The sequence below is a fragment of the Streptomyces cyaneochromogenes genome (assembly GCF_003963535.1).
GTDB classification, from domain to species: domain Bacteria; phylum Actinomycetota; class Actinomycetes; order Streptomycetales; family Streptomycetaceae; genus Streptomyces; species Streptomyces shaanxiensis.
Genome location: NZ_CP034539.1, coordinates 4357560 through 4380075 on the forward strand (window position 1 = coordinate 4357560; position 22516 = coordinate 4380075).

23 protein-coding genes are annotated in these 22516 nt (G+C 69.3%); 13 read left to right on the forward strand and 10 right to left on the reverse strand.

The genetic code is table 11. The features are described from left to right. Window positions 1-113 precede the first annotated feature (113 nt). Complete coding sequence (locus EJ357_RS19510) at window positions 114-1157, forward strand: fatty acid desaturase family protein (RefSeq protein ID WP_126392891.1); 1044 nt, start codon at window positions 114-116, stop codon at window positions 1155-1157. 156 nt (window positions 1158-1313) lie between these two features. Here EJ357_RS19510 and EJ357_RS19515 read toward each other — a convergent pair whose 3' ends face one another. Beyond that, a complete protein-coding gene (locus EJ357_RS19515; protein ID WP_086698444.1) occupies window positions 1314-1796 on the reverse strand; it encodes a DUF5994 family protein in 483 nt (160 codons plus the stop codon). 702 nt (window positions 1797-2498) lie between these two features. Continuing rightward, window positions 2499-3326 (reverse strand): hypothetical protein, encoded by an 828-nt coding sequence (locus EJ357_RS19520; protein WP_126392892.1) that lies wholly within the window; start codon window positions 3324-3326, stop codon window positions 2499-2501. A 565-nt stretch (window positions 3327-3891) separates the two neighbouring features. On the opposite strand from EJ357_RS19520, the gene EJ357_RS19530 reads away from it, so the two are divergent. Next, window positions 3892-4458: a Uma2 family endonuclease gene (locus EJ357_RS19530; protein WP_126392893.1), complete on the forward strand. Its 567-nt coding sequence runs from the start codon at window positions 3892-3894 to the stop codon at window positions 4456-4458. Window positions 4459-4852: 394 nt separating this feature from the next. Here EJ357_RS19530 and EJ357_RS19535 read toward each other — a convergent pair whose 3' ends face one another. Beyond that, complete coding sequence (locus EJ357_RS19535) at window positions 4853-5758, reverse strand: helix-turn-helix transcriptional regulator (RefSeq protein ID WP_126392894.1); 906 nt, start codon at window positions 5756-5758, stop codon at window positions 4853-4855. Between the two features lie 157 nt (window positions 5759-5915). On the opposite strand from EJ357_RS19535, the gene EJ357_RS19540 reads away from it, so the two are divergent. Genes EJ357_RS19540 through EJ357_RS19550 form a run of 3 tightly spaced genes read left to right on the forward strand, consistent with a single transcriptional unit; the run spans window position 5916 to window position 7914 of the window. Beyond that, the gene (locus EJ357_RS19540; protein ID WP_126392895.1) at window positions 5916-6698 is read left to right on the forward strand and encodes an SDR family oxidoreductase; all 783 of its coding nucleotides are present in this window, start codon (window positions 5916-5918) and stop codon (window positions 6696-6698) included. 44 nt (window positions 6699-6742) lie between these two features. Further along, window positions 6743-7654, forward strand: coding sequence for an SDR family oxidoreductase (locus EJ357_RS19545; RefSeq protein WP_126392896.1), 912 nt, complete (start codon window positions 6743-6745; stop codon window positions 7652-7654). 29 nt (window positions 7655-7683) lie between these two features. After that, entirely contained in the window at window positions 7684-7914 is a 231-nt protein-coding gene (locus tag EJ357_RS19550) for a tautomerase family protein (RefSeq protein WP_126392897.1), read from the forward strand. A gap of 141 nt (window positions 7915-8055) precedes the next feature. Here EJ357_RS19550 and EJ357_RS19555 read toward each other — a convergent pair whose 3' ends face one another. Beyond that, entirely contained in the window at window positions 8056-8979 is a 924-nt protein-coding gene (locus EJ357_RS19555; RefSeq protein WP_126392898.1) for an RNA polymerase sigma-70 factor, read from the reverse strand. Between the two features lie 147 nt (window positions 8980-9126). Then, a complete protein-coding gene (locus tag EJ357_RS19560) occupies window positions 9127-9600 on the reverse strand; it encodes a carboxymuconolactone decarboxylase family protein (protein WP_126392899.1) in 474 nt (157 codons plus the stop codon). Window positions 9601-9776: 176 nt separating this feature from the next. On the opposite strand from EJ357_RS19560, the gene EJ357_RS19565 reads away from it, so the two are divergent. From EJ357_RS19565 to EJ357_RS19575, 3 genes are all read left to right on the forward strand, one after another. Further along, window positions 9777-10163, forward strand: coding sequence for a DoxX family protein (locus EJ357_RS19565; RefSeq protein ID WP_126399671.1), 387 nt, complete (start codon window positions 9777-9779; stop codon window positions 10161-10163). Window positions 10164-10385: 222 nt separating this feature from the next. Continuing rightward, complete coding sequence (locus tag EJ357_RS19570; protein WP_126392900.1) at window positions 10386-11228, forward strand: NAD(P)H-binding protein; 843 nt, start codon at window positions 10386-10388, stop codon at window positions 11226-11228. A gap of 534 nt (window positions 11229-11762) precedes the next feature. Then, window positions 11763-12641 carry a helix-turn-helix transcriptional regulator gene (locus tag EJ357_RS19575; RefSeq protein WP_126392901.1) on the forward strand — a complete coding sequence of 293 codons (879 nt, stop codon included), beginning with the start codon at window positions 11763-11765 and terminating at the stop codon, window positions 12639-12641. 4 nt (window positions 12642-12645) lie between these two features. Here EJ357_RS19575 and EJ357_RS19580 read toward each other — a convergent pair whose 3' ends face one another. Beyond that, a complete protein-coding gene (locus tag EJ357_RS19580; RefSeq protein ID WP_126392902.1) occupies window positions 12646-12945 on the reverse strand; it encodes an Atu4866 domain-containing protein in 300 nt (99 codons plus the stop codon). Between the two features lie 245 nt (window positions 12946-13190). Here EJ357_RS19580 and EJ357_RS19585 point away from each other — a divergent pair, with 245 nt between their 5' ends. Further along, on the forward strand, window positions 13191-13841 hold the full coding sequence (locus tag EJ357_RS19585; protein WP_126392903.1) for an Atu4866 domain-containing protein: 651 nt from the start codon (window positions 13191-13193) through the stop codon (window positions 13839-13841). Window positions 13842-14089: 248 nt separating this feature from the next. After that, complete coding sequence (locus EJ357_RS19590; protein WP_126392904.1) at window positions 14090-15481, forward strand: amidohydrolase family protein; 1392 nt, start codon at window positions 14090-14092, stop codon at window positions 15479-15481. A gap of 258 nt (window positions 15482-15739) precedes the next feature. Here the strand turns inward: EJ357_RS19590 and chvE are convergent, their stop codons facing one another. Continuing rightward, window positions 15740-16825, reverse strand: a complete 1086-nt coding sequence (gene chvE / locus EJ357_RS19600; protein ID WP_126392905.1) for a multiple monosaccharide ABC transporter substrate-binding protein — start codon at window positions 16823-16825, stop codon at window positions 15740-15742. 638 nt (window positions 16826-17463) lie between these two features. On the opposite strand from chvE, the gene EJ357_RS19605 reads away from it, so the two are divergent. Beyond that, on the forward strand, window positions 17464-17844 hold the full coding sequence (locus tag EJ357_RS19605; RefSeq protein WP_126392906.1) for a hypothetical protein: 381 nt from the start codon (window positions 17464-17466) through the stop codon (window positions 17842-17844). Window positions 17845-17917: 73 nt separating this feature from the next. Here EJ357_RS19605 and EJ357_RS19610 read toward each other — a convergent pair whose 3' ends face one another. Further along, window positions 17918-19258 (reverse strand): ferredoxin reductase family protein, encoded by a 1341-nt coding sequence (locus EJ357_RS19610; RefSeq protein ID WP_175647443.1) that lies wholly within the window; start codon window positions 19256-19258, stop codon window positions 17918-17920. Between the two features lie 392 nt (window positions 19259-19650). On the opposite strand from EJ357_RS19610, the gene EJ357_RS19615 reads away from it, so the two are divergent. Further along, window positions 19651-20082 (forward strand): SRPBCC family protein, encoded by a 432-nt coding sequence (locus EJ357_RS19615; RefSeq protein WP_126392907.1) that lies wholly within the window; start codon window positions 19651-19653, stop codon window positions 20080-20082. Between the two features lie 46 nt (window positions 20083-20128). On the opposite strand, the gene EJ357_RS19620 is transcribed toward EJ357_RS19615, so the two are convergent. Then, complete coding sequence (locus EJ357_RS19620; RefSeq protein WP_126392908.1) at window positions 20129-20956, reverse strand: SAM-dependent methyltransferase; 828 nt, start codon at window positions 20954-20956, stop codon at window positions 20129-20131. 126 nt (window positions 20957-21082) lie between these two features. On the opposite strand from EJ357_RS19620, the gene EJ357_RS48340 reads away from it, so the two are divergent. Then, window positions 21083-21256, forward strand: a complete 174-nt coding sequence (locus tag EJ357_RS48340) for a hypothetical protein (protein WP_175647444.1) — start codon at window positions 21083-21085, stop codon at window positions 21254-21256. Between the two features lie 42 nt (window positions 21257-21298). Here EJ357_RS48340 and EJ357_RS19625 read toward each other — a convergent pair whose 3' ends face one another. Beyond that, window positions 21299-22513: an MFS transporter gene (locus EJ357_RS19625; protein ID WP_126392909.1), complete on the reverse strand. Its 1215-nt coding sequence runs from the start codon at window positions 22511-22513 to the stop codon at window positions 21299-21301. Window positions 22514-22516: the final 3 nt, after the last annotated feature.

A 22516-nucleotide genomic window follows, 5' to 3' on the forward strand; every position in this document is an offset into this window, starting at 1 on the left:
TGTGATGTGTCCCGCAACCACGGAGGACGAAAAGCCCTGCCTGCGGCCCGGTCCAGCGGCTCCCGGGGCGGCGCCGGGCCACTCGGCCCTTCTTCGGAGAGAGTTTCACCATCATGAGCAGTAACACCGCGGTCCGCCCCCCGCCCTCGGAGGCGTCCGGAAGTGACTTCGCCCGCCTGTCGAAAAAGATCGCCGCCGCCGGGCTGCTGGGGCGCCGTCCCGGCTACTACGCGCTGCGGACCACGGTGGTGGCCGGGCTCTACGTCAGTGGGTGGGCCGCCGTCGCGCTCATCGGCGACAGTTGGTGGACTCTGGCGGTCGCCGCGTTCCTTGGCGTTGTCTTCGGCCAGGTCGCCCTGCTCGCCCATGACGCGGCGCACCGCCAGGTGTTCCGCCGACGCCGGGCCAGCGAGGTGTCCGGACGGATCGCCGGTGCCGGTATCGGGATGGGCTACGGCTGGTGGCAGGACAAGCACACCCGCCACCACGCCAACCCCAACCACGAGGAACTCGACCCCGACCTCGACCCCGACCTGCTGGTCTGGTCCCAGGACCAGGCGCGGGCGGCCAAGGGGCTCCCCCGCCTGATCGGCCGCTGGCAGGCGTTCCTGTTCTTCCCGCTCCTCACCCTGGAGGGCTTCAACCTGCACGTGTCGAGCGTGAAGGCACTGGCCAATCGTTCGCTGAAGCACCGCACGCTCGACGGCGTCCTGCTGTTCACGCACTTCGTGCTCTACCTGACCGTGCTGCTGTGGCTGCTGCCGCCCGGCATGGCGATCGCCTTCCTCGCCGTCCACCAGTGCCTGTTCGGCGTCTACCTGGGCTCCCTCTTCGCGCCCAACCACAAGGGCATGCCGATCCTGACAGGCGAGGACCGCCCGGACTTCCTCCGTCGCCAGGTGCTCACCTCACGCAACGTGCGCGGCGGCATGCTCACCGACATCGCACTGGGCGGGCTGAACCACCAGATCGAGCACCACCTGTTCCCCAGCATGCCCAGCCCCAACCTGCGCAGGGCCCGGACCATCGTGCGGCGCCACTGCCAGGAACTGGGTGTTGACTACGTGGAAACCGGGTTGGTCGCCTCCTACCGGTTGGCCCTCGCCAGTCTCCACCGTGCCGGAGCACCGCTCCGGCAGGCACGTGTCCCCATCTGAGAGACCCTGCCGGAGCCGTCGGAGGCCGTGATGTGGCCACCGTCGACACACCCCGGTCCGCGCGGAGCACCGCGAAGAGCACGACGGCTGCAGTGGCGCGGCTGACCTCGCCCCGCCGTCCGACACCGTTGCGCCGTCGAGCCCGGCGGTGATCCGTCAGCCCGACGAACCGCGCCCGCTCCCGGTGTCGATGAGGATCTGTTCCGCCTGGCTGATGTTGTCCGCCAGGACCGCCTGGGCCATCGCGGTGCGGGCGGCGTCCGGTGCCGCGTCCGGCGGGACCACCAGGAGCGAGAAGATGTCCCGGTCGCCCCGGGTGATCAGGACCGTGTCGTCACCGACCGGGAAGGAATCGATGTGCACCACGCGGTCGTCCACGAGGATGCGCGTCGGGAGACCTTCCCAAGCTGCGGTGTCCAACCCCACGCGGGCCACAGGGCCGAGATGGGCGATGAGGGCACTCAGCAGCGCGGGCAGCTCGGCGCCCATGTCGCGCGAGCGCGGCCACCACGCACCATCGAGGACGCCTTCACGTGATGCGGTCGTCTCCAGCCGGAGAAGCGCACAACCCGGCCGCACGGCCTCGTGGACACCGCTGGGCAGACGCCGGGGAACAGGAGGTGTATCCGAGCTGGTCATGAGGACCACCCGTCTGTAGGGCAGGTGCGACAACGGGACCGCCTCGCACCTGCCACGCTACTCCTGGTGCCACGCGCGCCGACGTCTCCGAAATCGCCCTCTACCGACCGGCCCCAGCCGGAACGGATCCAGCACACATGAGGCCGGGAAACCCCGTGAACACACGAGAACTACAGAGGAGTGTTTTCCCAGGCCAAGCGACCTGAAGCGAGCGTTTCAGCAGGTCGCAGGCCCGTTCGGAGAAAACTCCTAAAGCGGGTGTCGCAGGTTCGAATCCTGCCGGGGGCACTAGGCAAAACGGCCCGGACCGATCATGGTCCGGGCCGTTTTGGCGGCACCATTTGACGGCAGTCGCCTCTACCTCGCCCAGTGCGGCCCCCTTCCCCAGCGATGCTGGTGCACAACCAGCCGCCGAGGGAGCGAGCCGAAACCCCTGGTTTCAATCGTCCGCCACTTCAATGCCCCGTACAAGGACGTCGTTACCGTCTCCCGCCGGTTCAAGACCGTCTCTGCCGTCAGCCCAGTGCTCGGGCTGCGCGAAGAACACGGATACGTGCACCCCCTGCAGACCGAGCGAACCAGTTCCAGGGGGCGCCACCAGGCGGTCACTTACCGAGTTCACCCATCGCTGCTGACATCGCCCTCTGAGCGAACGCCGCAGTGCTCTTCAGGGGCACGAACCGACGGTTGGGCTCAAGGAGATCACGCAGCGCTGCCTTGCACCGGGCGTCCTGGACGGTCGTCCAGAACGATGGTCGTGACCTCACTGTCATCGGGTCGATGCACCGTGGCGTTCTCGATAGCCAAGTGAGTTCGCGAGTACACCGCGCTTGCCAGGGCCCACGTCACCATGTCGGTATCGGGCCCGTGATCATCGAGAATTTCCCGGGTGGTGACCAGAATCGCGAGCAGGGAGCGACCGGAGACGAACGTCTCGATTCGCCCGTCTTCGAGGTCGGTGACGCGGTCCGGCAGGCGAAAGTGCTGGTGCCGAGAGGTCTGCTCCAGCAGGAATGCCCACGTATCTTTGTGGCAGATCAGTCGGACCGAGGAAATGGCCGCGGCCGTCAGTAGGCCACGAAGGTGCTTACCGCGCTCCTCCGCACGCCGGGACTCCCTCAGTTCGATGTCCGATGCCGTTTCGTCGTGTCCGGTTGGCGCCCCCTCAGGTGCTACGGCGTTCGGTGCCTCGGTGGAATTCGCATCGGCTGACGCCACGTCCGGTTCAGGCACCGCAAACGCCTCTGCAGGTGGGTCGTTCGTTCCCGACTGATCGTCGTGCCTGTCGCTTCCTTCGTCAGCAGGGTCCGCGTCTGTCACCTCGGCCACCTCTTCTTCCCCCCACCTGTGAGGCTCCTCGTTGTCGCTGCCGGCCCCCAAAGGCTGTGGCTCATGCTCTGGAAGCACAATCCGGATCCGGTCATCAGGAGTTACTGGGCGTGGCACACCCAACGTGTGCGCCCATGCTTGCGCAATCTCGCGACGGAGCGCTTCGACCGCAGTGCGGGTGTCGCCGAGATCGCTCAGCATCCGCTCCTGGCTCCCGGTTCTCTTCGCGCAGTCCGGCCGTGCCCTGCTGGACGTTCTCCAGGATCTTGCGGCGCAGTTGGTCCTGATCTTGATGGAAAGCACCGAGCCCGATGGTCGGATCGTTGAGCGCCTCCCGTATCTCTTCGAGCTCTTTGAAGATCCTCTCTGTGTCCTGTCTCCGCGACACGCAGCCTCCTCGCCGTTGACTGGTCAACGAGCGCATGTCTCCCCATCCGGAAATTGGATGAAGCGACACTTTGAAGCCGCTTTGCGCCTAATGGCCCAGGGCCGCGAACGTCGGGCCCCTTTCCGATTCAGGCCAGACCGAACTCCTCGGCGTGCGCCTGTCGCGCAGGACCCGCAGGTTTCGTAGGCCGGCGGGCACGGCCCTGGTCATGGCGGGCGGGCCATAGACGTACACGTCGTGTTCGGTGATGTCGGGGACCTGGTCGGACGCTGGCCGACGGGGAGGGGCGTGATCGAGATCAGCGTGCCGGAAGGATGGCAGACAGTACGCTGAACCCAGCGGGATCGGGCCCGCAGCACAGTGTCCGGGAGGTGCTTCATGACGGCCGAGATGGTGGCCCCGGCGTGGATGCATGAGCAGATCACGGCGGAGGAGTACGACTCCTGGTCCGAGGAGCAGTGCGCCGGCATCGAGATCGTGGACGGGATGGTCGTCGTGAGTCCGAGTGCGTCCAAGCGGCACAACCGGCTGGCTCGGATTCTGGCGAACGCTCTGGATGCCGCGGCGGGCGCGGAGTGGAACGCCGACACGGACTTCGACGTCCGGCTTCAGGACGTCCCGCTCACCAATCGCCGCCCGGACGTCGTCGTGTACCGCGCAGACACGATCGACATCACCCCCACCCGCCCTGAGCACGTGCTGCTGGTCGCGGAGGTGGTGTCGCCGGGCTCGGAGACCACCGACCGGATCGTGAAGGTCGATCAGTACGCCAAGGCGGGCATTGGCTTCTACTGGCGGATCGAGCAGGCCGCGACAGGCGTTCCTCTCGTGTACACCTACGTTCTCGACCCCGCGACGAAGACCTACCGGGACGGAGACGTGTTCACCGGCGTCCTCAAGGTAGCGGCCCCGTTCCCGGTGGAGATCGACCTGGGGCAGGTCTGACCTGGCGCTGCTCAGCAGCCGGCGGCGCGTGAGCGATGCGTGAGCGGACGGTCCGATACAGGGCGGCATGAGCCGGATCAAATGGCTCGCCGTGCCGTTCCGACCAGGGAAAACAGCACCAGACGGCAGCGCCTGGCACCGTCAGGCAAGGATCCAATCCCACTCCTAAAGCGGGTGTCGCAGGTTCGAATCCTGCCGGGGGCACAACGCATTGCCGCTCTGACCTGGGGTTTATCCCCCAGGGGGGGCTCCTACTCGGCCTCGGACTCCTCGTCCGGGGCCGTTTGCGCGAGTGGACGTGCGTCGTCGTGAGTCCCGGGCCGGAAACCACCTGTGCTGGGAGAAGGCCGCCACGTCATGGTCGGGCAGCCCCTGGCGTCCTCGGAGGCGCGGGTCAGCGCTGCCTTCCTGATTCCGCCGCGGACAACGCCTCCGGTGCCGTGCCCTCGGTGACGGTCAGGTCCTGGGTTCCTATGACGGACAGCAATTCCAGCTGCTCGGCTCCCCGGCTTCCGGGCGGCGCGGTGAACCACAGCAGGCGTTGGCGTCCGTCCTCGCTGAGCAGGTTGTAGCAGTCGAGTTCGATGATGCCGAGCGTGGGGTGGACGATCTTCTTGTGGTCCTTGCGGCGCACCGCGACGTCGTGGGTGTCCCAGAGGGCTGCGAACTCCTGGCTGCGGCGGCGTAGCACGGCGATCATCTTCGTGACCTCCGCGTCCCGGCCGCGCCGGGCGGCCGCTGCCTGGAGGTCGGCCACGAACACCCGGGAGTGGTGCGGGTGATCCTCGGACGGGTACCTCTCGCGCGCCTGCGGATCGGTGAACCAGCGGTACACGAAGCTTGCCGTCGGGCCGTGGTGTGCCGGGGACTTGCCGAGCAGGTTCCGGGCCAGGTCGTTTTCCACCAGGGTTTCGTGCAGGTCGGTGATGACGCGCGCGGGGGTGTTGGACAGCCGGTCCAACAGTCCGAGAAGCGCGGGCTGCACGTGTGCCGACGGTCCGTGTGCTGATGAGGGGACCGGCCGTTCGGCCAGGTGAAACAGGTGGTCGCGCTCGTCGCCGTTCAGGCGCAGGGCTCGGGCGAGGGCGGCCAGGGTCTGGGCCGAGGGCTGCACGCCGTTCTTTGCGCCGCCGCGTTCCAACTCGGTGTAGTAGTCGGCCGACAGCCCTGCCAACTGGGCGACCTCCTCGCGGCGCAGCCCGGGGACGCGCCGGCGCGGGCCTTGGGGAAGACCGACCTCGGCGGGGCGGATGCGGTCGCGGCGTGTCCTGAGGAAGGCGCCGAGTTCTGGAAGGTTCACCGCTTCATGGTCGCTCGCGCGCCGAGCCGTAGCCAGGGGGTGGCATCCCCTGGGTAAACGCAGCCCTGGCTAGGGGTGGGGGCCCGGCCGATCGTGGAGGACGCAGCAGGGCGTCGGCGAGACCGCGGCCTGATCGCATCCACCACAGGAGTCAGTAATGCCTATTCCCACTCCCCTCGACGGGACCGCTGCATCGGCCCAGCCCTCCGCCTCACCCCGTGTCGCGATCGTCACCGGCGGCTCGCGCGGCATCGGCCGCCAGGCCGTCGGCCGGTTGGCCGCCGACGGGTACGCCGTCGTGGTCGGCTATGCCGGCAACCAGGACGAGGCCGAGGCCGCCGTGAAAGAGGCCGCCACCAGTGGTGGCCGGGCGATCGCGGTGCGCGCCGACGTCGCCGACGAGCACGCCGTCGAGGCTCTGTTCGACGCGGCCGAGGCGGAGTTCGGCGGTGTCGACGTCGTCGTGCACGCGGCCGGGCGGGCACACATGGCGCCGATCGCCGAGTTGGACCTGGCCGTCCTGGACGACCTGCACCGCACCAACATTCGCGGCACGTTCGTCGTCGTCCAGCAGGCCGCCCGTCGGGTGCGCCGCGGCGGTGCGATCGTGACGTTCTCCACGTCCGTGGTGGGGCTGGCCTTCCCGAACTACGGTGCGTACTCCGCCAGCAAGGGTGCGGTCGAGGCGCTGACGCTGATCCTGGCCCGGGAGCTGCGGGGCCGGGACGTCACCGCCAACGCCGTCGCGCCCGGTCCCACGGCCACCGACCTGTTCCTGGACGGCAAGGACGAGCAGACCGTCGCCCGTCTGGCCGCCCAGCCCCCGCTGGAGCGACTTGGTACCCCGGCAGACATCGCCGAGGTCGTCGCGTTCCTGGCCTCCCCGGCCGGCCACTGGATCAACGGACAGGTCGTCCGCGCCAACGGCGGAATCATCTGAACCGCCCGCGGCCACCCCATCGATCAAGAAAGTAGGGCCCTGTCATGAGGAACGACGACACCGGAAAGACCATCCTGGTCACCGGGGCCTCCAGCGGCATCGGGGCGCTGTCCGTGCGTGCACTGGCCCTCGCCGGTCACACCGTGTACGCGGGCATCCGCCAGACGGCGACCCGCAACGCGGCCGCGGTGGCCGACCTGACGCGCTACGGCACCGACCACCAGGTCGACGTACAGGCCGTCGAGCTGGACGTCACCTCCCAGGACTCCGCCGACGCCGCGGTCGACCGGATCCTCGCCGAGCGCGGCCGACTGGACGTGGTCGTGCACAACGCCGGACACATGGTCCTGGGCGCCGCCGAGGCGTTCACCACCGAGCAACTCGCGGACCTGTACGACGTGAACGTCCTGGGCACGCAGCGCGTCAACCGCGCAGCCCTGCCGAAGTTGCGTGAGCAAGGCTCGGGGCTGCTGGTGTGGATCGGCAGCTCCAGTACCCGCGGCGGCTGCCCCCCGTTCCTGGCCCCGTACTTCGCAGCCAAGGCCGCGATGGACGCGCTGGCCGTCAGCTACGCCGCCGAGGTGCTCCCGTTCGGCATCGACACCGCGATCGTGGTGCCTGGTGCGTTCACCACCGGCACCAATCACTTCGCCAACGCCGGCGCCCCCGCGGACCGTGATCGTGCCGAAGCCTACGACCTGCGTCACCAACCCTTGATGGACGACCTGGGCAAGCGTCTGGCCGCGCTCATCCCTCCGGACGCCGATGTGACCGAGGTCGCTGAAGCCGTCGTGCGCTTGGTCGCGATGCCGCACGGCACCCGGCCGCTGCGCACCCACGTGGACCCCAGCCGAGACGGCAGCGAAGTCGTCTCCGCGGTCGCCGACCGCGTCCGCGCCGACTTCTTCCGCCGCATCGGACTGGACAGCCTGCTCACCGCGGGCAGCTCCCTGTAACGCCCCACTGAGAGAAGGAACAACCAGCCATGCCTTTCGCGAACTTCAAGGTCCCCGAGAAGACCCTCACCCCGAAGCAGAAGGAGGAGATCGTCACCCGCACCACCGAGCTGTACGTCGAGATCTACGGCGAGCGCGCCCGCAACAACACCATGGTTCTGGTCGAAGAGGTCGCCGACGGCGGCTGGGGCATCGCCGGCAATGTGCTGACCCTGGCCATGCTCGGTGAGGCGACACCGACCGACACCGGCGACGCCTGACCGCACCGGCCTTCATTCGGCCAAGACAACACCTTGAAACCGACGGCCGCCGATCGTGCCCGGCGCCCTCGCGGGTGACGATGAGCGTGGTGGCCGTCGGTCGAGCTGCGGGCCTCGACGCGGCCCGCGCCGCTCCCAGGGTCATTTCATCTGTCGACGGGTCTGTTTCACCTCGCCGTCGATGGCCCAGGCGTCGGCAACCGGTCCGAGGTGGCCGAGCTTGTCGGGGTTGATCACCGAGCGGATGGTCTGGATCTGCCCGCCGAGCACGTCGAGGGTCATGGTGTGGAGGACCTTGCCGTCCCGGTCGCGGAAGATGGCGCCGGGCTGGCCGTTGACCTCATGCGGCTCGAACGTCACGTCGATCCGGGCCAGCAGCGGGAAGACGGAAGCCAGCAGCCGAGCCACGTTCTCGGCGCCGACGAGGGCCCTGGCCAGCTGCGGAGCCTTGCCGCCGCCGTCCCCGACCATCTGCACGTCGGCGGCCAGGAGATCCCGCAGGCCGGCGAAATCGCCTTCGCGGAGGGCGTCGAAGAACCGCGTCGCCAGCTCCTGCCGCTCCTGGCGGTCCGCTTCGAACCGCGGCCGCCCGGCCTGCATGTGCCGCCGTGCCCGTACCAGCAGCTGCCGGCACGCCGCCTCCGAACGCCCCACCGCCGCGGCGACGTCGTCGAACCCGAAACCGAACACCTCCCGCAGCACGAACACCGACCGCTCCAGCGGGCTGAGCCGCTCCAGAAGCAGCAGCGCCGCCATCGACACCGAGTCGGCCAGCTCCGCCGAGCGCGCCGGATCCTGATACGGATCGCTCAGCAGTGGCTCGGGGAACCACGGGCCCACGTACTCCTCCCGCCGCACCCGCGCGGAGCGCAGCACGTCGATCGAGATCCGCGTCACCGTGGCGGACAGAAACGCCTTGACCGAGGTGGGAAGGGTCTGCGAGCCGTCGAAGCGCAGCCATGTCTCCTGTACCGCGTCTTCGGCCTCGCTCACGCTGCCCAGAATCCGGTAGGCGATCGAGAACAGCAGGGGCCGCAGCTCTTCGAACTCCTCGGCCTTGTTCACGCCGCATCCTCCTTGAGGTCTTCCCACCCGGCCGTGTCCCCCGTCGCGGGCACGGCCTGGTGATCATGTGGTCCCTCGGCGAAGCTGTGCAACACCCCCGTACCGGGAGGCATGCGACAGTTCCCGGGGCTGGTCATCGACGGCTGATCAGTGGAACTGCCCGACCTCGTAGTCGCCGGCCGGCTGCTGCGCGATGATGTTCAGCCGGTTCGCCGTGTTCATGAAGGAGACCAGGAGTACCAGGGCGGTGAGCTGCTCCTCGTCGTAGTGCTTCGCGGCACGTGCCCAGACCTCGTCGCTGACCCCGCCGGCCGCGTCGGCGACCCGGGTACCCTGCTCCGCCAGCTCCAGCGCGGCACGTTCGGCCTCGGTGAAGACCGTGGCTTCCCGCCACGCCGTCACCAGGTTCAGCCGCACCAGGGACTCGCCGGCCGCGGCGGCGTCCTTGGTGTGCATGTCGATGCAGAGGGCGCAGCCGTTGATCTGGCTCACGCGCAGGGCCACGAGTTCCTGCGTCGCGGCCGGCAGCGGCGATTCCTTGAGCGTTTTGCCCGCCGACATGAGGTGCTTGAGGGCCTTGGCGGCGGTCGGGCCGGCGAAGTAGTTCAGTCGCGCGTCCATTGCGTTCTCCTCCGTGCTCGTCGGTGGCTTCCCTCCTGGGACGAGACAGCCCGCCGCCCTGTGACACGGACGCGTGTGATCCACGTCTCCCCACACTCGGGTGTTCACGGATGTCACAGGCGGGGGCGCCGTCTCGTCCCAGGGGCAGCAGGCAGTCCTGGAACAAGGAGCTGATGATGAACCTCGCCCTCTGGATCGTCGCCGGACTGATGGCCACCGTCTGTCTGATCGGCAGTTCCAAGATGTTCGTGCCCAAGGAGAAGCTGGCCGCCTCGGGCGGCACCGCCACCCGGTGGGTCGAGGACTTCAGCCCCCGTGCCCTCAAGGCCATCGGCGCCGTCGAACTCCTGGCCGCGGCGGGCCTGATCCTGCCCGCCGCACTCGGCATCGCGCCGGTCCTGGTGCCGCTGGCCGCCACCGGGCTGGTGCTGCTGTTCGCCGGCGCGCTGACCATGCGCCTGCGCCGCGGCGAGAGAGCGACGATCACGGGCGACCTGATCTACCTCGCCCTCGCTCTCTTCCTGGTGTGGGGCCGCTTCGGCCCCGAGTCCTTCACCAGCTGACCACCCAGGCCGACGGCAGCCGGTTACCGAAGGCGCGCGGACTCACGCCGACGAACGAACTCCAGCACCCTCTGGTGCGTGCTCACGCCCGCGGCAACCCGAAATGCCGAAATCAAGATCGCTTACGGGACGGCCCTGCTCAGGCAGGCCGGCAGCCGTCGTGTGCTGACCGGACCTCACCCCGTCCCATTCCGTCCTCGCATCGCGTGAAGGAGCAATCGCATGATCCTGGTCACCGGAGCCAACGGCGTCGTAGGACGTCAGGTGATGAACCAGCTGGCGCAGGAGGGCACGGCCGTCACCGCGGTGACGCGTGGAACCGGCGGGGCCCGGCTCCCTGACGGCGTGGCAGCAGTCCGCGGAGACCTGTTCCATCCCGAGTGGATCGAGGCGGCGCTGGAAGGTGTGGAAGCACTGCAGATCAGCCCACGCGCCGCCGGTCCCGGCCTCGGCGAACTACTGAGGCTCGCCGTCAAGCAAGGCGTACGGCGCGCGGTGCTGCTGTCGGCCACCACCGTGCAGTACCCGGCGGGGGAGGCCCGTTTCGCCGCCCGGTTCAAGCACGCCGAGGAACTCGTCATGAGCTCGGGGCTGGACTGGACGGTCCTCCGCCTGGCCGACTTCGCCGCCAACGCGCTGGCCTGGGCTTCCCAGATCAGGGCCGGTGACGTGGTACGCGGTGCGTACGGCCGTGCCGCCACCTCTCCCATCCACGAAACCGACATCGCGGCGGTCGCCGTACGCGCTCTGCGGGGCAGCCTGCGTACGGAGGCGATCCACACACTGACCGGGCCGCAGTCACTGGACCAGATCGAGAAGGTACGGCTCATCGGTGCCGCCATAGGCCGGACGCTGTCCTTCCAGGAGCTCCCGCCCGAGCAGGTACGGCAGGGCATGCTCGCCCAGGGACTGCCCGAGGAGATCCCAGCCCGGCTGCTCGGCTCTCTGGCCGACTACGCCAACCGGCCGGGCCCCACTACCAGCACGGTGGAAAACCTGGTGGGCCGGCCCGCGCTCACCTTCGCCGACTGGGCACACGACAACGCACCCGCTTTCGGCGGCTGATCCGCATTTCGGCGGGGTTGAGCAGTTCACCGTGGTCGCCCGGTCGGCCTGGGGCTCGTAGCGGTCAGCGCGCTCGCCGTGCCGGGAGTCGGGGCTCAGGACGATCGACGATCAACGGCTGGTCGCCGGTCCGCTGGGCGGCCGGGCGGCCGGGGCACGGACAACCTCTGGCCGACACGGCGGGAGGGGCGCACTGCCCTCAGGCGGGCCGCAACCAGTTCGCTGAGCCCAGCACCTGCTCGCCAACCGGGCTCGAGAGGGCTGGCGAGAGGGATCTCGGCGCATACCGGCGTCGGACTCCGCACCGGAACCGGTGGCAGGGGGCCGTGCGGCATCCATGTCCGCCGAAGCCTCCTCGCCTTGCCCGCCAGTGCAGAACACATTCGGCACACATGAGGCCGGGAAGCCGTGCGAGCACACGGCCTGAAATCCCCTGAAATCCTGTGAACGGCCGATTCCGCGGGGGCGTTATGGCCGGACGCTCGGACGTCCCGTCCGCCGACGGCCGGCATTCCCGCCCACTAGGTTGGGGTCATGAGCGGCAGCACTCCCTTGGGAGACTTCCTCAGAGCACGGCGCGAAGCCCTCAAACCGCAGGACGTGGGCCTACCGGAGCACGGGCGCAGGCGGGTGCCGGGGCTGCGCCGCGAGGAGGTCGCCATGCTGGCGGGCGTGAGCTCCGACTACTACATGCGCCTGGAACAGGGCCGGGAGACCAGTCCGTCGCCCCAGGTGATCGATGCGATCGCCGCCGCTCTCCACCTCGACGACGAGGCACACGACCACCTGCGCAGACTGACCCGGGGGCCCCAGGAGCACCGCGGCATTCCCGCCGGTCACGACAGGCTCAGTCCCCAGCTTCTGCAACTGATCGACAGCTGGCCCGACACCCCCGCCTTCATCCTGGGACCGGCCCTGGACATCCTGGCGCACAACGCGCTTGCCGCGGCCCTGCACAGCGGATTCCAGCAATTCGACAACCTGGCCCGCATGGTCTTCCTGGACCCGGCCGGGCGCACCTTCTACCAGGACCGGGACAAGGCCGCGAACTCCTGCGTGGCCGAACTGCGCGCGGCATACGGATACGACCCCGATTCCCAGCGGATCACCGAAGTCGTCGAAACGCTCTGCGCGAAGAGTCCCGAATTCGCCGAACTGTGGGCACGGCACGAGGTGAAAGGCAAGACCCAGCAGGCGAAGAACCTCGCACACCCCGAGGTCGGCGCTCTGGAGATCCAGTTCTCGGCCTTCACCGTCAACGATGCCCCGCACCAGCAGCTGGTCGTCTACCAGGCCGAGCCGGCCAGCGCCACCGCGGCTGCCTTCGCCGAACTCCGGTCCCGCGTCAACCGTGGGGAATCGGCACAGGTGCCAGTGCCTGGAACGAACAGCCCCCACAGGAATTCCGCGTGACCTGTCAGCCGCGCGACCGGATGCCTCCGTCCCCGCCACGCTCGTCGCCCACGCGGTAGAGCACCAGGTGCTCGTGGAAGAGAACGCCGTCGCGGATGTCGCCGGTGGCGGTGAAGCCGGTGTCGTCGACGTAGTCGATGTGGTTGCCGGTGACGGTGTAGCTGCCGGTATAGGCGCTCTGGCGGTTTCCGCGGGCCTCGTCGTAGCGGCCGTTCGGCAGCAGTTCCTGGCGGATGAATCCGTCCGCGGTCACCCACATCCCGACGTACGGGTGAGGGGCGCGGGGCGTGTCGTTGCCGGTCATGGCTCCATGGTTGGCCCGGCGGCCGATCGCAACCAGGCCGTCGTCTCCCCAGGTGCGGGCTTCCTGGGGGCGCCGCACCCACCGTCGTGAGCGGAACGGCGCAGCGAAATCAGGATGGCGACACAGGCGAGCCCCCCCCCCCGGATGCGGCGAACCCGCAATGGCAGCCCGTCCGCGCCGGCCAGGGGCCCCCGCTCGTCTCGAACGACGGTGGCCGTCCCGTCCTGTTCACCAACGCCCGGATCATGACGATGGACCCGCTGATCGGGACCATGACCGGCGCCGACATCCTGTTCGTCGGTTCCCTGGCCGTGGGCGTCGGTCCCGGCATCGTCACCGCGGCGGAGGACGACAACCCCATCGTCGGCGACTGCACCGGCATGACCGTCGTCCCCGCCGTCGTGGACACCGTCGCGCCGGCCGGCGGACGCGGCCGCCGCTCGGATTGCGTCGCGACGCTGACCCCGGGCAGCACCACCGACCTTCTGGTCGTGCCCGACGAACTCGCCGCCGATGTGCCGAGCGCGGTGGCCACCCTGATGTCCCGGCCGGAGCAGGTCCGCGCACTGGTCGCGGCCGGCCGGCCCGTCCTGTGGGCGGGCACCGACGTCCCCGGCCGGACCACCGCCCCCGAGGCGGGCATCCCGGCCGCACCGGACCTGACCGGCAGCCCGCGGGGCGGCGTCTGGATCGACCGGAAGGACTTCCTGCACCAGCGGCTCTCCGCCGACGGCCGCTACGACGAGACCCGGGGCGGTCGACCGCACGCCTACCAGGGCCGGTTCTGGATCGACGGCGACCGCATCGACTACCTGGACGACCTGGGCTTCTGGGCCTACGGAGAGTTCAAGGGCGACGAACTGCACCACGCGGGCTACGTCATGAAGCTGAGCTGACCCGCCAGTCGGCAGATGCCATGCCGCAAGCACGGTGACCCGGCCCCCTCCCCCGTGCGGCCCACGGACGACCGGCTCCAGGACCGCGCCCGTGACCCTCCTGATCCTGGGTGCGCGACACCTGGGGAAACGGCGGCCTGGTTGCCGTAGCCGGGGCGACCCAGGCTGGAAGCCGAGCGGTACTGGCGCCACTTCCCCGGCAGCCCTCCACCCCCGCTCCCACATACGGAAAGAAGACCAGACCCCTCATGAACGTCAACGACACCACCAGCGCCGCCGTCCTCGAACAGCTCCGGCGTCGCCCCGCGGAAGAACGGCGCATCCTGTTCACCGGCGCGACCATCGTCACCATGGACCCCGACCTCGGCGTCATCGACCACGGCGACCTCCTCGTCGAGGGCGACACCATCACCGCCGTCGGCCCCCACCTCAGCGCCGGCGACGCCGTGGTCGTCGACGCCACCGGGGCCATCCTCAGCCCCGGCTTCGTGGACACCCACCGGCACGCCTGGGAGGCCCAGCTGCGCCGGATCATGCCGGACGTCGACGACCTCGGCGGCTACGTCATGTCCACACTGGCCGGCTACGCCACGGTCTACCGGCCCGAGGACATGTACATCGGCACGCGACTGGCCGCCCTCACCGCGATCGACAGCGGCATCACGACCATGCTCGACTTCTCCCACAACTCCCGCACCCGAGAGCACTCCGACGCCGCCATCGAGGCCCTTCGCGACACCGGTATCCGCGGCGTGCACGCCTCCATGGGCCCGCACTTCGGCGACTGGGACCGCCAGTGGCCCGGCGACCTGACCCGCGTCAAGGACCGGTACTTCAGCAGCGACGACCAGCTGCTGACCCTGCGCCTGGCGACGCTCGCCACCGACGAGATCGCCGGCCCGGCGCTCGCCTACGGCCCGGAACTTGCACGAGTGGCAGAGGACTTGGGCATCGGAGTGAGTGTCGACGCCGTCTTCGGCACGTCCTCCTCCGAGGCGATCCTGCGCTGGGCCAAGGACGGCATCCTCAGCCCCGGCGTCACCCTCATCCACGCCACCGGACTGACCCCCGAGGCATGGAAGGCGATGGGGGACACCGGCACCACCGTGGCGCTGGCCCCCACCTCCGACGCCCAGATCGGCCTGGAGACCGCGATCCCCGCCGTCGACGAGGCCCTGTCCGTCGGCATCCGCCCCGGACTGAGCATCGACGTCGAAGTCGCCCTGGCCAGCGACATGTTCACGCAGATGCGGGCCCTGCACGCCATCCAGCGGATGCGAGCCGTCAACGCCGCCTACGGCACTGACCAGCAGCCCCGCCGCATCACCACCCACGACGTCCTGGACTTCGCCACCCTCCAGGGCGCCCGCACCAACGGCCTGGCCGCCGCCACCGGCTCACTCACCCCGGGCAAGAAGGCCGACCTGCTGGTCATCCAGGCCGAGGACCTCAACAACATGCCGCTCAACGACCCGATCGGCACCGTCGTACTGGGCTCCGACGCCCGCAACATCAGCGCCGTCCTCGTCAACGGCGAGCCCCGCAAATGGAACGGCCACGTCCTCGACGTCGACCTGTCCGCCCTGCGCCGCGAGGTCCACGCCTCGCGCGAGTACGTGCTGAACACCCCGGCTGCCTGAGCATCCCCAGGCGACCGCGTCCGGCTTCGCCTACGCCGCCGGATTCCTCCTCTCCGGTCCCCTCTCCGACCGCTACGGACCACGCGCCGTGATCACCGCAGGACTCGTGGCCGCCACTGCATCCACCGCCGCGAGCTTCGCACCCTCCGCGCTCCTACGTCGTCCACCACAGGCCGTCGCGGCCGGGCTCGGCCGGCGCGCGGTCTTCTGGCTCGGTGCCGCCCTGATGGCCCTGAGCGTCCCGCAGAGGCCGTGGTGCTACTTGAGCTCGGCGGCGGTGAAGTAGCCGTCCGAGACAAGGATGTCGTAGTTGGTCTTGTCGACGCTCGTGGGCTGCAGCAGAACGGCGGGCACGGCCTTTACGCCGTTCTTGTAACTCCTGGAGTCGTCCACATACGGCACTCTGTCCTTGAGTATGTCGTCGACCATGGTGGTGGCGGCCTCGGCCAGTCGGCGGACGTCCTTGTAGACGGTCTGCGACTGCTGACCCGCGATGATCGACTTCACCGACTCCAGTTCGGCGTCCTGACCAGTGATGACTGGGAGGGGCTCGATGTCGGAGCCGTAGCCTGCCGACTTCAGCGCGGACAGGACGCCCCGTGAGATGCCGTCGTACGGCGACAGGACCGCGTCGAGCCGCTCACCGCGGTACCACTTGCCGAGGATGTCGCTCATGCGTCTTTGCGCGGTGGGCCCGTCCCAGCGCGGGGTGGTGATCTGTTTGAGCTCGGTCTCGCCGGACCGGACGACCAACTGCCTGTTGTCCAGAAACCGCTGCAGGTGCGTCATCGAACCGTCGAAGAAGTATTTGGTGTTGTTGTCGTCGGGGGAGCCTGCGAACAGCTCGATGTTGAACGGGCCTTTGCCGTCCTCCAGGCCGAGCTTGTCGACGATGTAGTGGGCCTGGATCATGCCCACCATCTCGTTGTCGAAGGAAACGTAGTAGTCGACGTTCTTGGTGCCGAGGATGAGCCGGTCGTAGGAGATCACCGGAATGTCCGCTGCGGCGGCCTGTTGAAGCACACCGTTCAGCGACCTGTTGTCGATGGCCGCGATGATCAGTGCGTCGACGCCCTGCTGGATCAGTTTCTCGATCTGTGAGACCTGGGCCTTCGGGTCGTCGTCGCCGTAGACCAGCTTGGTCTTGTACCGCCGGGCCTTGAGGTCCTCGACGACGCTCTTGCCGTCGGTGAGCCAGCGCTCGGAAGACCGGGTCGGCATGGCGACGCCGACGGTGGCGCCCTCGGTGCTGTCCAGTGAGCCGCCCTCGCTGTCCTTGCCGCAGGCGGACAGGGTGAGGCCGAGGGAGGCGGCTCCGGCGAGGACGGTTCTTCGATTGAACATCGTGATTCGTTCCTGGTCCTTCTCGTCGTTGAGGGGATGACGGCGTATCAGACGCCCCGCACAGGGGTGGCGCACGGGTGGCACACGGTTGGAATCGGTGCCGCGTTCCGACCACATGCGTGCTGATTCCGGCGACGCACAGGCCACTCGCATTCCAACGTTCGAAATATGGTCACCCGTTCGAAATATTGGCGCGAGGCTAAAGGGGAGCGGGTGGGGTGTCAACGGTACGAACATCAACGGTTACAGAAGGTGCTGCCAAGGGGCCCGCGCGGACGAGATGGAGGTCCCGCCCTCCACCCCTCCGCGAGTGCCCCGCCGTGGGACGAACTCGTCGACGGCGCGCGGGAGTTTCGTCGGCACCCCGCGTCAACGGCGAAGAGCCTGGGCCATCTCGTGCTCATGGCGCGGCCACACGGGTGGTTCTGCGCGGAGCACCTACGCCCGCCACCCGATTCACAACGCCTTTGCCCCGCAGGGAACTTGGGCCGACCGCAGGCCCGACGCCCCTGCTCGTTGGTCATACGATCCGGCGTGCCGACGAGCAGATATCGGGTATTTGCGCATTAACCTCTCGTCACCTTATGACGTGGCGGATCGCGTACGCATACGCGTCCGCTTCAACGCTCGGAGAAGACATGCGCAAGCCTCGCAAGACCGCTGTCGTGGCCGTCCTCCTCAGCGCCATCGGCTTCCTCGGCACCGGCACCGCCTACGCCGACGGGCACGGACACGGACACGGGCAGAAGCACGAACAGAAGCACGGGAAGAAGCACGGGAAGAAGCACGGACACAAGCACCACGGCAAGGAGACCAAGGCGCAAGCGAGCCAGACGCTCCTCATCAGCCAGAGCACCACGTGCAGCACGACCGAGGAGAACATCGACGTACAGGGCCAGTACGGGTACCAGAACGGCCTGCAGGGCAACCAGTACAACGGCACGGGCTCGCCCGGCACGCAGACCACCACCCTCGGCTCGAGCCAGGGCTGCAACAACACCGTCGTCCTCGGTAAGTAGCTCACCAGGGGCCCGGCGCGGGGCTCGGCCCTCAGGCCTGCACCCGCCGGGCCGGAGCCGGGCCCCCGCCCCGTCAGGCCAGGCCGAACCTCTCGGCGTGCACCTGTCGTGCGGGGACCCGCAGATCTCGCAGGCCGGACAGCGCGGCCGCGGTCATGGCGGGCGGGCCGCAGACGTATACGTCGCGTTCGGCGACGTCGGGGACCAGTCGGTGCAGGCTGTCCGGGCCGAACGGCGGGGCGCCGCCCTCGGCGGTCCTGCCGGTGAGCAGGTGCAGCCGCCCGCCCCGCAGGGCGACCAGGTGGCGCACCTCGTTCAGCAGCACGGCGTCGGCCTCGCTGCGAACGCGGTACAGCACGACCACGTCACCGGATCCCTGCTCCTCCAGCATCGCCCGCACGGGCGTGATCCCCACCCCGCCGGCGATCAGCAGGACGCCGGGCCGGGTCCGGTGCAGCGAGGTGAACGCCCCGTACGGCCCCTCGACGAAGGCCCGGCTGCCGACGGGGACGTCACGCAGGCCGGCGCTGGCGCTGCCGGCCGCCTTCGCCGTGAGGCGCAGGCCCTGACCGCCCGGCGCCGCCGACAGGGAGAAGGGGTTGGCCAGCCACCAGTGGTTGTGCCCGGGGAACCGCCAGATGCAGAACTGGCCCGCGCGGGCGGGGAGTTTGTCGAGGTGTCGGCCGGTGACGTACACGGAGACCACGTTGTCCGACTCCGGCACCACGGCCGCGACACGGAACCGGTGGTAGGCGTTGCGCCACAGCGGCATGACGAGCCGCCCGGTCAGCAGGGCGCCGAAGGCGAACAGCCACAGGAGCCACCAGTAGGCCGTGGCGAACGCGGAGGACGCGAAGGTCGTGGTCTCCTGCAACTGGTGGACGAACGCCAGGCCCAGGGCCACGTAGAGCAGCAGGTGCAGTCCGTGCCAGACCTCGTACTGAAGACGTCGGCGCAGGCCACGGGTGGAGATCACGGCTATCACGACGATGAGGGTCGCGGCGAGCATGCCCAGCAGGGAGGCCGGCACCCCGCTCAGGGCGACGAACGTCTTCCCCATGGACGCGTCGTCGAGCGTCGCGTAACCGAGCACCACCAGCGTGGCGTGGGTGAGGACGGTCCACAGCAGGGAGAAGCCGACCCAGCGGTGCCACACGGTGAGCCGGTCCATCCCGATACGGCGGTCCAGCCACGGCAGCCGGGCCACCAGCAGCAGTTGGAACAGCATCAGCAGGGCCGCGTGCAGTCCGAAGAACTTCGCGACCGTGAGCACGCCGTTCTTGCCCGAACCGGCGCTGAGGAACAGCGCCTCGACGATCACCACGTTGACGATGACGAACGTCCACATCGCCCAGCGCGCCGCATCCACCGGAAGCACGGTGCCGCCGCGCACCGTGTTGCTCGTAGCCGCCATGGTTGCCTCTCATCCCCCCCGTGGCCGCAGTACTCACGGCTGTATGCACAAACCCCATGAAGACCGAGGGAATCGGTCGAATGCGCACCTCGATCGGGTAAGAATACGGCGGGTTGGCCCGATCCGTTCATGCCGGAACCGTCGAATCTGACCGCGCTGGAGGCGGTCCTGCACGACGGTCGTCGACGGCGCCGCCGTGTGGGCGTGCCCGAAGAGCGGGGCGGTGTTCGCGCGGGTCGGCGGGCCGGAGGGTGACGCCCGGCCGCGGCGATGCGGGGCTCGGGCGCGATGACGTACGTCGGACCGCGTCCCCGGCGCCCCACCCGTGTCGCCGACGGGCGCACACTGGAAACACAAGGGCATGTCTCGTGAGCCGGACGTGGAGGTGGGCCATGAGCACCCTCGAAGAACACGTGGATGTCGGAGTCCCGATCGACAGGGCCTGGGACGGCCTGCACCGGGTGGAGAACTATCCCCGCTTCCTGGCGGGCGTGCGCGAGGCCCGTACGGAGGCGGGCGGACGGGCGCGGCTGGATGTCGAGGCAGGCGGGCCGGCTCGGGAGTTCGAGGCCGAGATGTCGGACCGGGCGGGCGAACGCGTGCTGGAGTGGCGCACGACGGGTGCTCCCCGGCTGGCGGGTTCCTTCTCGCTGCTGGCCATCGACCAGGACCACACCCGGGTCCAGGCACGCGTCGAGTACGACCCGGCCACGGTCCGGGAGACCTTCGGCGGGCCCAAGGGATTCGCCCAGGCGAACGCGATCGAGCGGCTCGTCCGGGGTGATCTGGAGCAGTTCAAGGAGTACGTCGAACAAGAGCGGTGAGTGAACGCCGCCCCCGCCGGGCCGGCCGGTGAGCGCGCCCCACGGCTCAGGGCTTGCGGCCGACCCCGCAGTACGCGTCGACCGCCGCCGTCGCGGGGTCCGCCGGGCCGAGGGCGTCGGGGCGCCACTCGGGTACCTGGACGATGCCCGGATCCACCAGGTCGAGGCCGTCGAAGAACGCGGCGATCTCGCCGATGCTGCGGACGTGGTACGGCACGGCGCCGCTCGCGTTGTAGGCCTCCGACGCGGCGATCATGCCCTCGCTGGTGGCGGTGCTGTCGCTGATCACGAGGTGGCTGCCGGAGGGGAGGCCGGCCAGGAGGCGGCGTACCAGGTCGCGGGCCTGGTCGTGGTCGGCGACATGGCCGAGGGTGTTGAGGATCATCAGGGCGACCGGGCGGGAGAGGTCGAGTGTGCCCGCGGCGGCCGCAAGGACGGCCTCGGGTTCGTACAGGTCGGCGTCCAGGTACGTCGTCATGCCCTCGGGGGTGCTGGTGAGCAGGGCGCTCGCGTGGGCCAGCACGACGGGGTCGTTGTCGACGTACACGATCCGCGCGTCCGGCGCGACGCGCTGGGCCACCTGGTGCGTGTTGTCGGCGGTGGGCAGACCGGTGCCGATGTCCAGGAACTGCCGTACGCCCGCCTCACCGGCCAGATGGCGTACGGCGCGCCCCAAGAACTGGCGGCTGGTGACGGCCACGTCGACGAGGCCGGGGAAGATCTCCTTGATCTCGTCGCCGATCCGCCGGTCGACCTCGTAGTGGTCCTTGCCGCCGACGAAGTAGTTCCAGAAGCGGGCCGAGTGCGGCGTGGAGGTGTCGATCCGGGCCCGCGTCCGAGCGGCGGCGCTGATGGGGGTGTCGGGGTCGGGCACGGTGGGGCCTCCTGGGGTTGCGCGATGGTGATCAAATCAGCAACCAACCTAGGCCAACTCCCGCTGAATATGCGGGAGTTGACGGAGTTGACGCGTAAGCGCCTCACGCACCGTGAAGTTTTGGCCATGAACAGGCCTTGTGCGATCCCCGCGTTGGAGCGCCCCTGGGCCACCCACTCAAGGACCGCCAGGGACATCCACCACAGGGTCGTCGCCCGCCGCAGCCCCAGCAGTCCCGCCGCGATCGACGACCCCCTGATCGACGCCCCCCTGATCCCGTCCGGCGTGCGGTCCATATGACGTGCTCCTCTCCCCCGCGGGTGGGCCCAAGTGCCCGTGCCCTCATTCTCGCGACGACGGGGCCGCCAAGTCGGTGGTGACAACTCCCCTCTTGGCCGACCGGGAAGAGCGCTCCAAGCCCGCCAGCATCAGCGTCACCGCGACCGACGCCGCCGCCATCGCCGTCATCCCGGTCGCCGGGGAGGTCAGTTGGGCCACCGTGCCGGCGAGGGCCGCGCTCACGCCCTGCATCGTGAGCATCCCGGCGGAGCGCAACCCGAAGGCGTGGCCGGCCATGTCGTCGGGGGTGAGGGACATCAGACGCTCCATCTGGACCAGGCTCGCGGCGAAACCGGCGTTGGAAAGGCACACGGCCACGCCCGCCACGACCACCCCCGGCCGCAGCGCGAAGAGCAGATACGGCGTCGCCAGCAGCAGAAGCAGCGGGGTGGCCAGCCGGGGGCGCAGGGCGGGCGGTACGAAACGGCCCACGAGCACGTCGCCGACGAACATGCCCAGCGCCCCGCACGCGAACAACGCGCCGGCGGCCTCCGGGGCGTAGGAGACGTACAGGGAATCGCAGCCGACGACGAGTCCGTTGGGGATCCACAGGCCCAGGTAGGTGAGGCGGCGCGGGCGCGAGGACCACAGGAAGGCGTTCGTGCTCCAGGTCGCCGCGACCGAGAGGCGGCCCGAGGCGCGGGGCGGGCGGGCGGTCAGGCCCAGCCGGTAACCCAGCGCGGACAGGGCGTACAGCGCTGCCGCGAGGAGCAGACAGGTGCGCGGGGACAGGAGTGCCAGGAGGGCACCGCCGGTCGCGAAACCGATGACCTGCATCAGCCCCGAGGCCATGTTGAACACCGAACGCCCCAGCACGAAACCGTCCTTGGGGAGGATCTCGTTCAGCAGCCCCCCGGTCACTCCCCCGCCCAGCGACGCGATCAGGCCCTGCACGAGCAGGACGCCGAAGACCGCCCAGATCGGCAGCCCGGGCAGGGCCAGCACCGCCGTGACCGCCGCGAAGGCGAGACCCATCCCGGCCAGCGCCGAACGAGGGGCCAGCCGGTCGGCGCCCGAGAGCAGGAAGGTCGCGCCGAGCACCTGCGCCAGCTGCGGCCCGAACATGCTCATCGCCGACAGCAGCGGCGAGTCGGTGGCCCGGTAGACGTGGGTGGCGAGCGCGAGACCACCGATCGTCAGGGCCGCGTTGTAGGCGGCGTAGGAGAGGAAGAACGGGGTGAACTCCGGGGTGCGGAACAGGTCGCGGTAGCTGCGCATGCA

Excerpts from the sequence above, each read along its gene's own strand:
- EJ357_RS19560 (WP_126392899.1), bottom strand. The coding sequence starts at position 9,600 with ATGGACGCGCGACTGAACTACTTCGCCGGCCCGACCGCCGCCAAGGCC.
- EJ357_RS19550 (WP_126392897.1), top strand. The coding sequence starts at position 7,684 with ATGCCTTTCGCGAACTTCAAGGTCCCCGAGAAGACCCTCACCCCGAAG.
- EJ357_RS19585 (WP_126392903.1), top strand. The coding sequence starts at position 13,191 with ATGACGATGGACCCGCTGATCGGGACCATGACCGGCGCCGACATCCTG.
- EJ357_RS19520 (WP_126392892.1), bottom strand. The coding sequence starts at position 3,326 with ATGCTGAGCGATCTCGGCGACACCCGCACTGCGGTCGAAGCGCTCCGT.
- EJ357_RS19580 (WP_126392902.1), bottom strand. The coding sequence starts at position 12,945 with ATGACCGGCAACGACACGCCCCGCGCCCCTCACCCGTACGTCGGGATG.
- EJ357_RS19545 (WP_126392896.1), top strand. The coding sequence starts at position 6,743 with ATGAGGAACGACGACACCGGAAAGACCATCCTGGTCACCGGGGCCTCC.
- EJ357_RS48340 (WP_175647444.1), top strand. The coding sequence starts at position 21,083 with ATGAACAGGCCTTGTGCGATCCCCGCGTTGGAGCGCCCCTGGGCCACC.
- EJ357_RS19625 (WP_126392909.1), bottom strand. The coding sequence starts at position 22,513 with ATGCGCAGCTACCGCGACCTGTTCCGCACCCCGGAGTTCACCCCGTTC.
- EJ357_RS19605 (WP_126392906.1), top strand. The coding sequence starts at position 17,464 with ATGCGCAAGCCTCGCAAGACCGCTGTCGTGGCCGTCCTCCTCAGCGCC.
- EJ357_RS19510 (WP_126392891.1), top strand. The coding sequence starts at position 114 with ATGAGCAGTAACACCGCGGTCCGCCCCCCGCCCTCGGAGGCGTCCGGA.
- EJ357_RS19590 (WP_126392904.1), top strand. The coding sequence starts at position 14,090 with ATGAACGTCAACGACACCACCAGCGCCGCCGTCCTCGAACAGCTCCGG.
- EJ357_RS19610 (WP_175647443.1), bottom strand. The coding sequence starts at position 19,258 with ATGGCGGCTACGAGCAACACGGTGCGCGGCGGCACCGTGCTTCCGGTG.
- EJ357_RS19515 (WP_086698444.1), bottom strand. The coding sequence starts at position 1,796 with ATGACCAGCTCGGATACACCTCCTGTTCCCCGGCGTCTGCCCAGCGGT.
- EJ357_RS19570 (WP_126392900.1), top strand. The coding sequence starts at position 10,386 with ATGATCCTGGTCACCGGAGCCAACGGCGTCGTAGGACGTCAGGTGATG.
- chvE (WP_126392905.1), bottom strand. The coding sequence starts at position 16,825 with ATGTTCAATCGAAGAACCGTCCTCGCCGGAGCCGCCTCCCTCGGCCTC.
- EJ357_RS19530 (WP_126392893.1), top strand. The coding sequence starts at position 3,892 with ATGACGGCCGAGATGGTGGCCCCGGCGTGGATGCATGAGCAGATCACG.
- EJ357_RS19540 (WP_126392895.1), top strand. The coding sequence starts at position 5,916 with ATGCCTATTCCCACTCCCCTCGACGGGACCGCTGCATCGGCCCAGCCC.
- EJ357_RS19565 (WP_126399671.1), top strand. The coding sequence starts at position 9,777 with ATGAACCTCGCCCTCTGGATCGTCGCCGGACTGATGGCCACCGTCTGT.
- EJ357_RS19575 (WP_126392901.1), top strand. The coding sequence starts at position 11,763 with ATGAGCGGCAGCACTCCCTTGGGAGACTTCCTCAGAGCACGGCGCGAA.
- EJ357_RS19615 (WP_126392907.1), top strand. The coding sequence starts at position 19,651 with ATGAGCACCCTCGAAGAACACGTGGATGTCGGAGTCCCGATCGACAGG.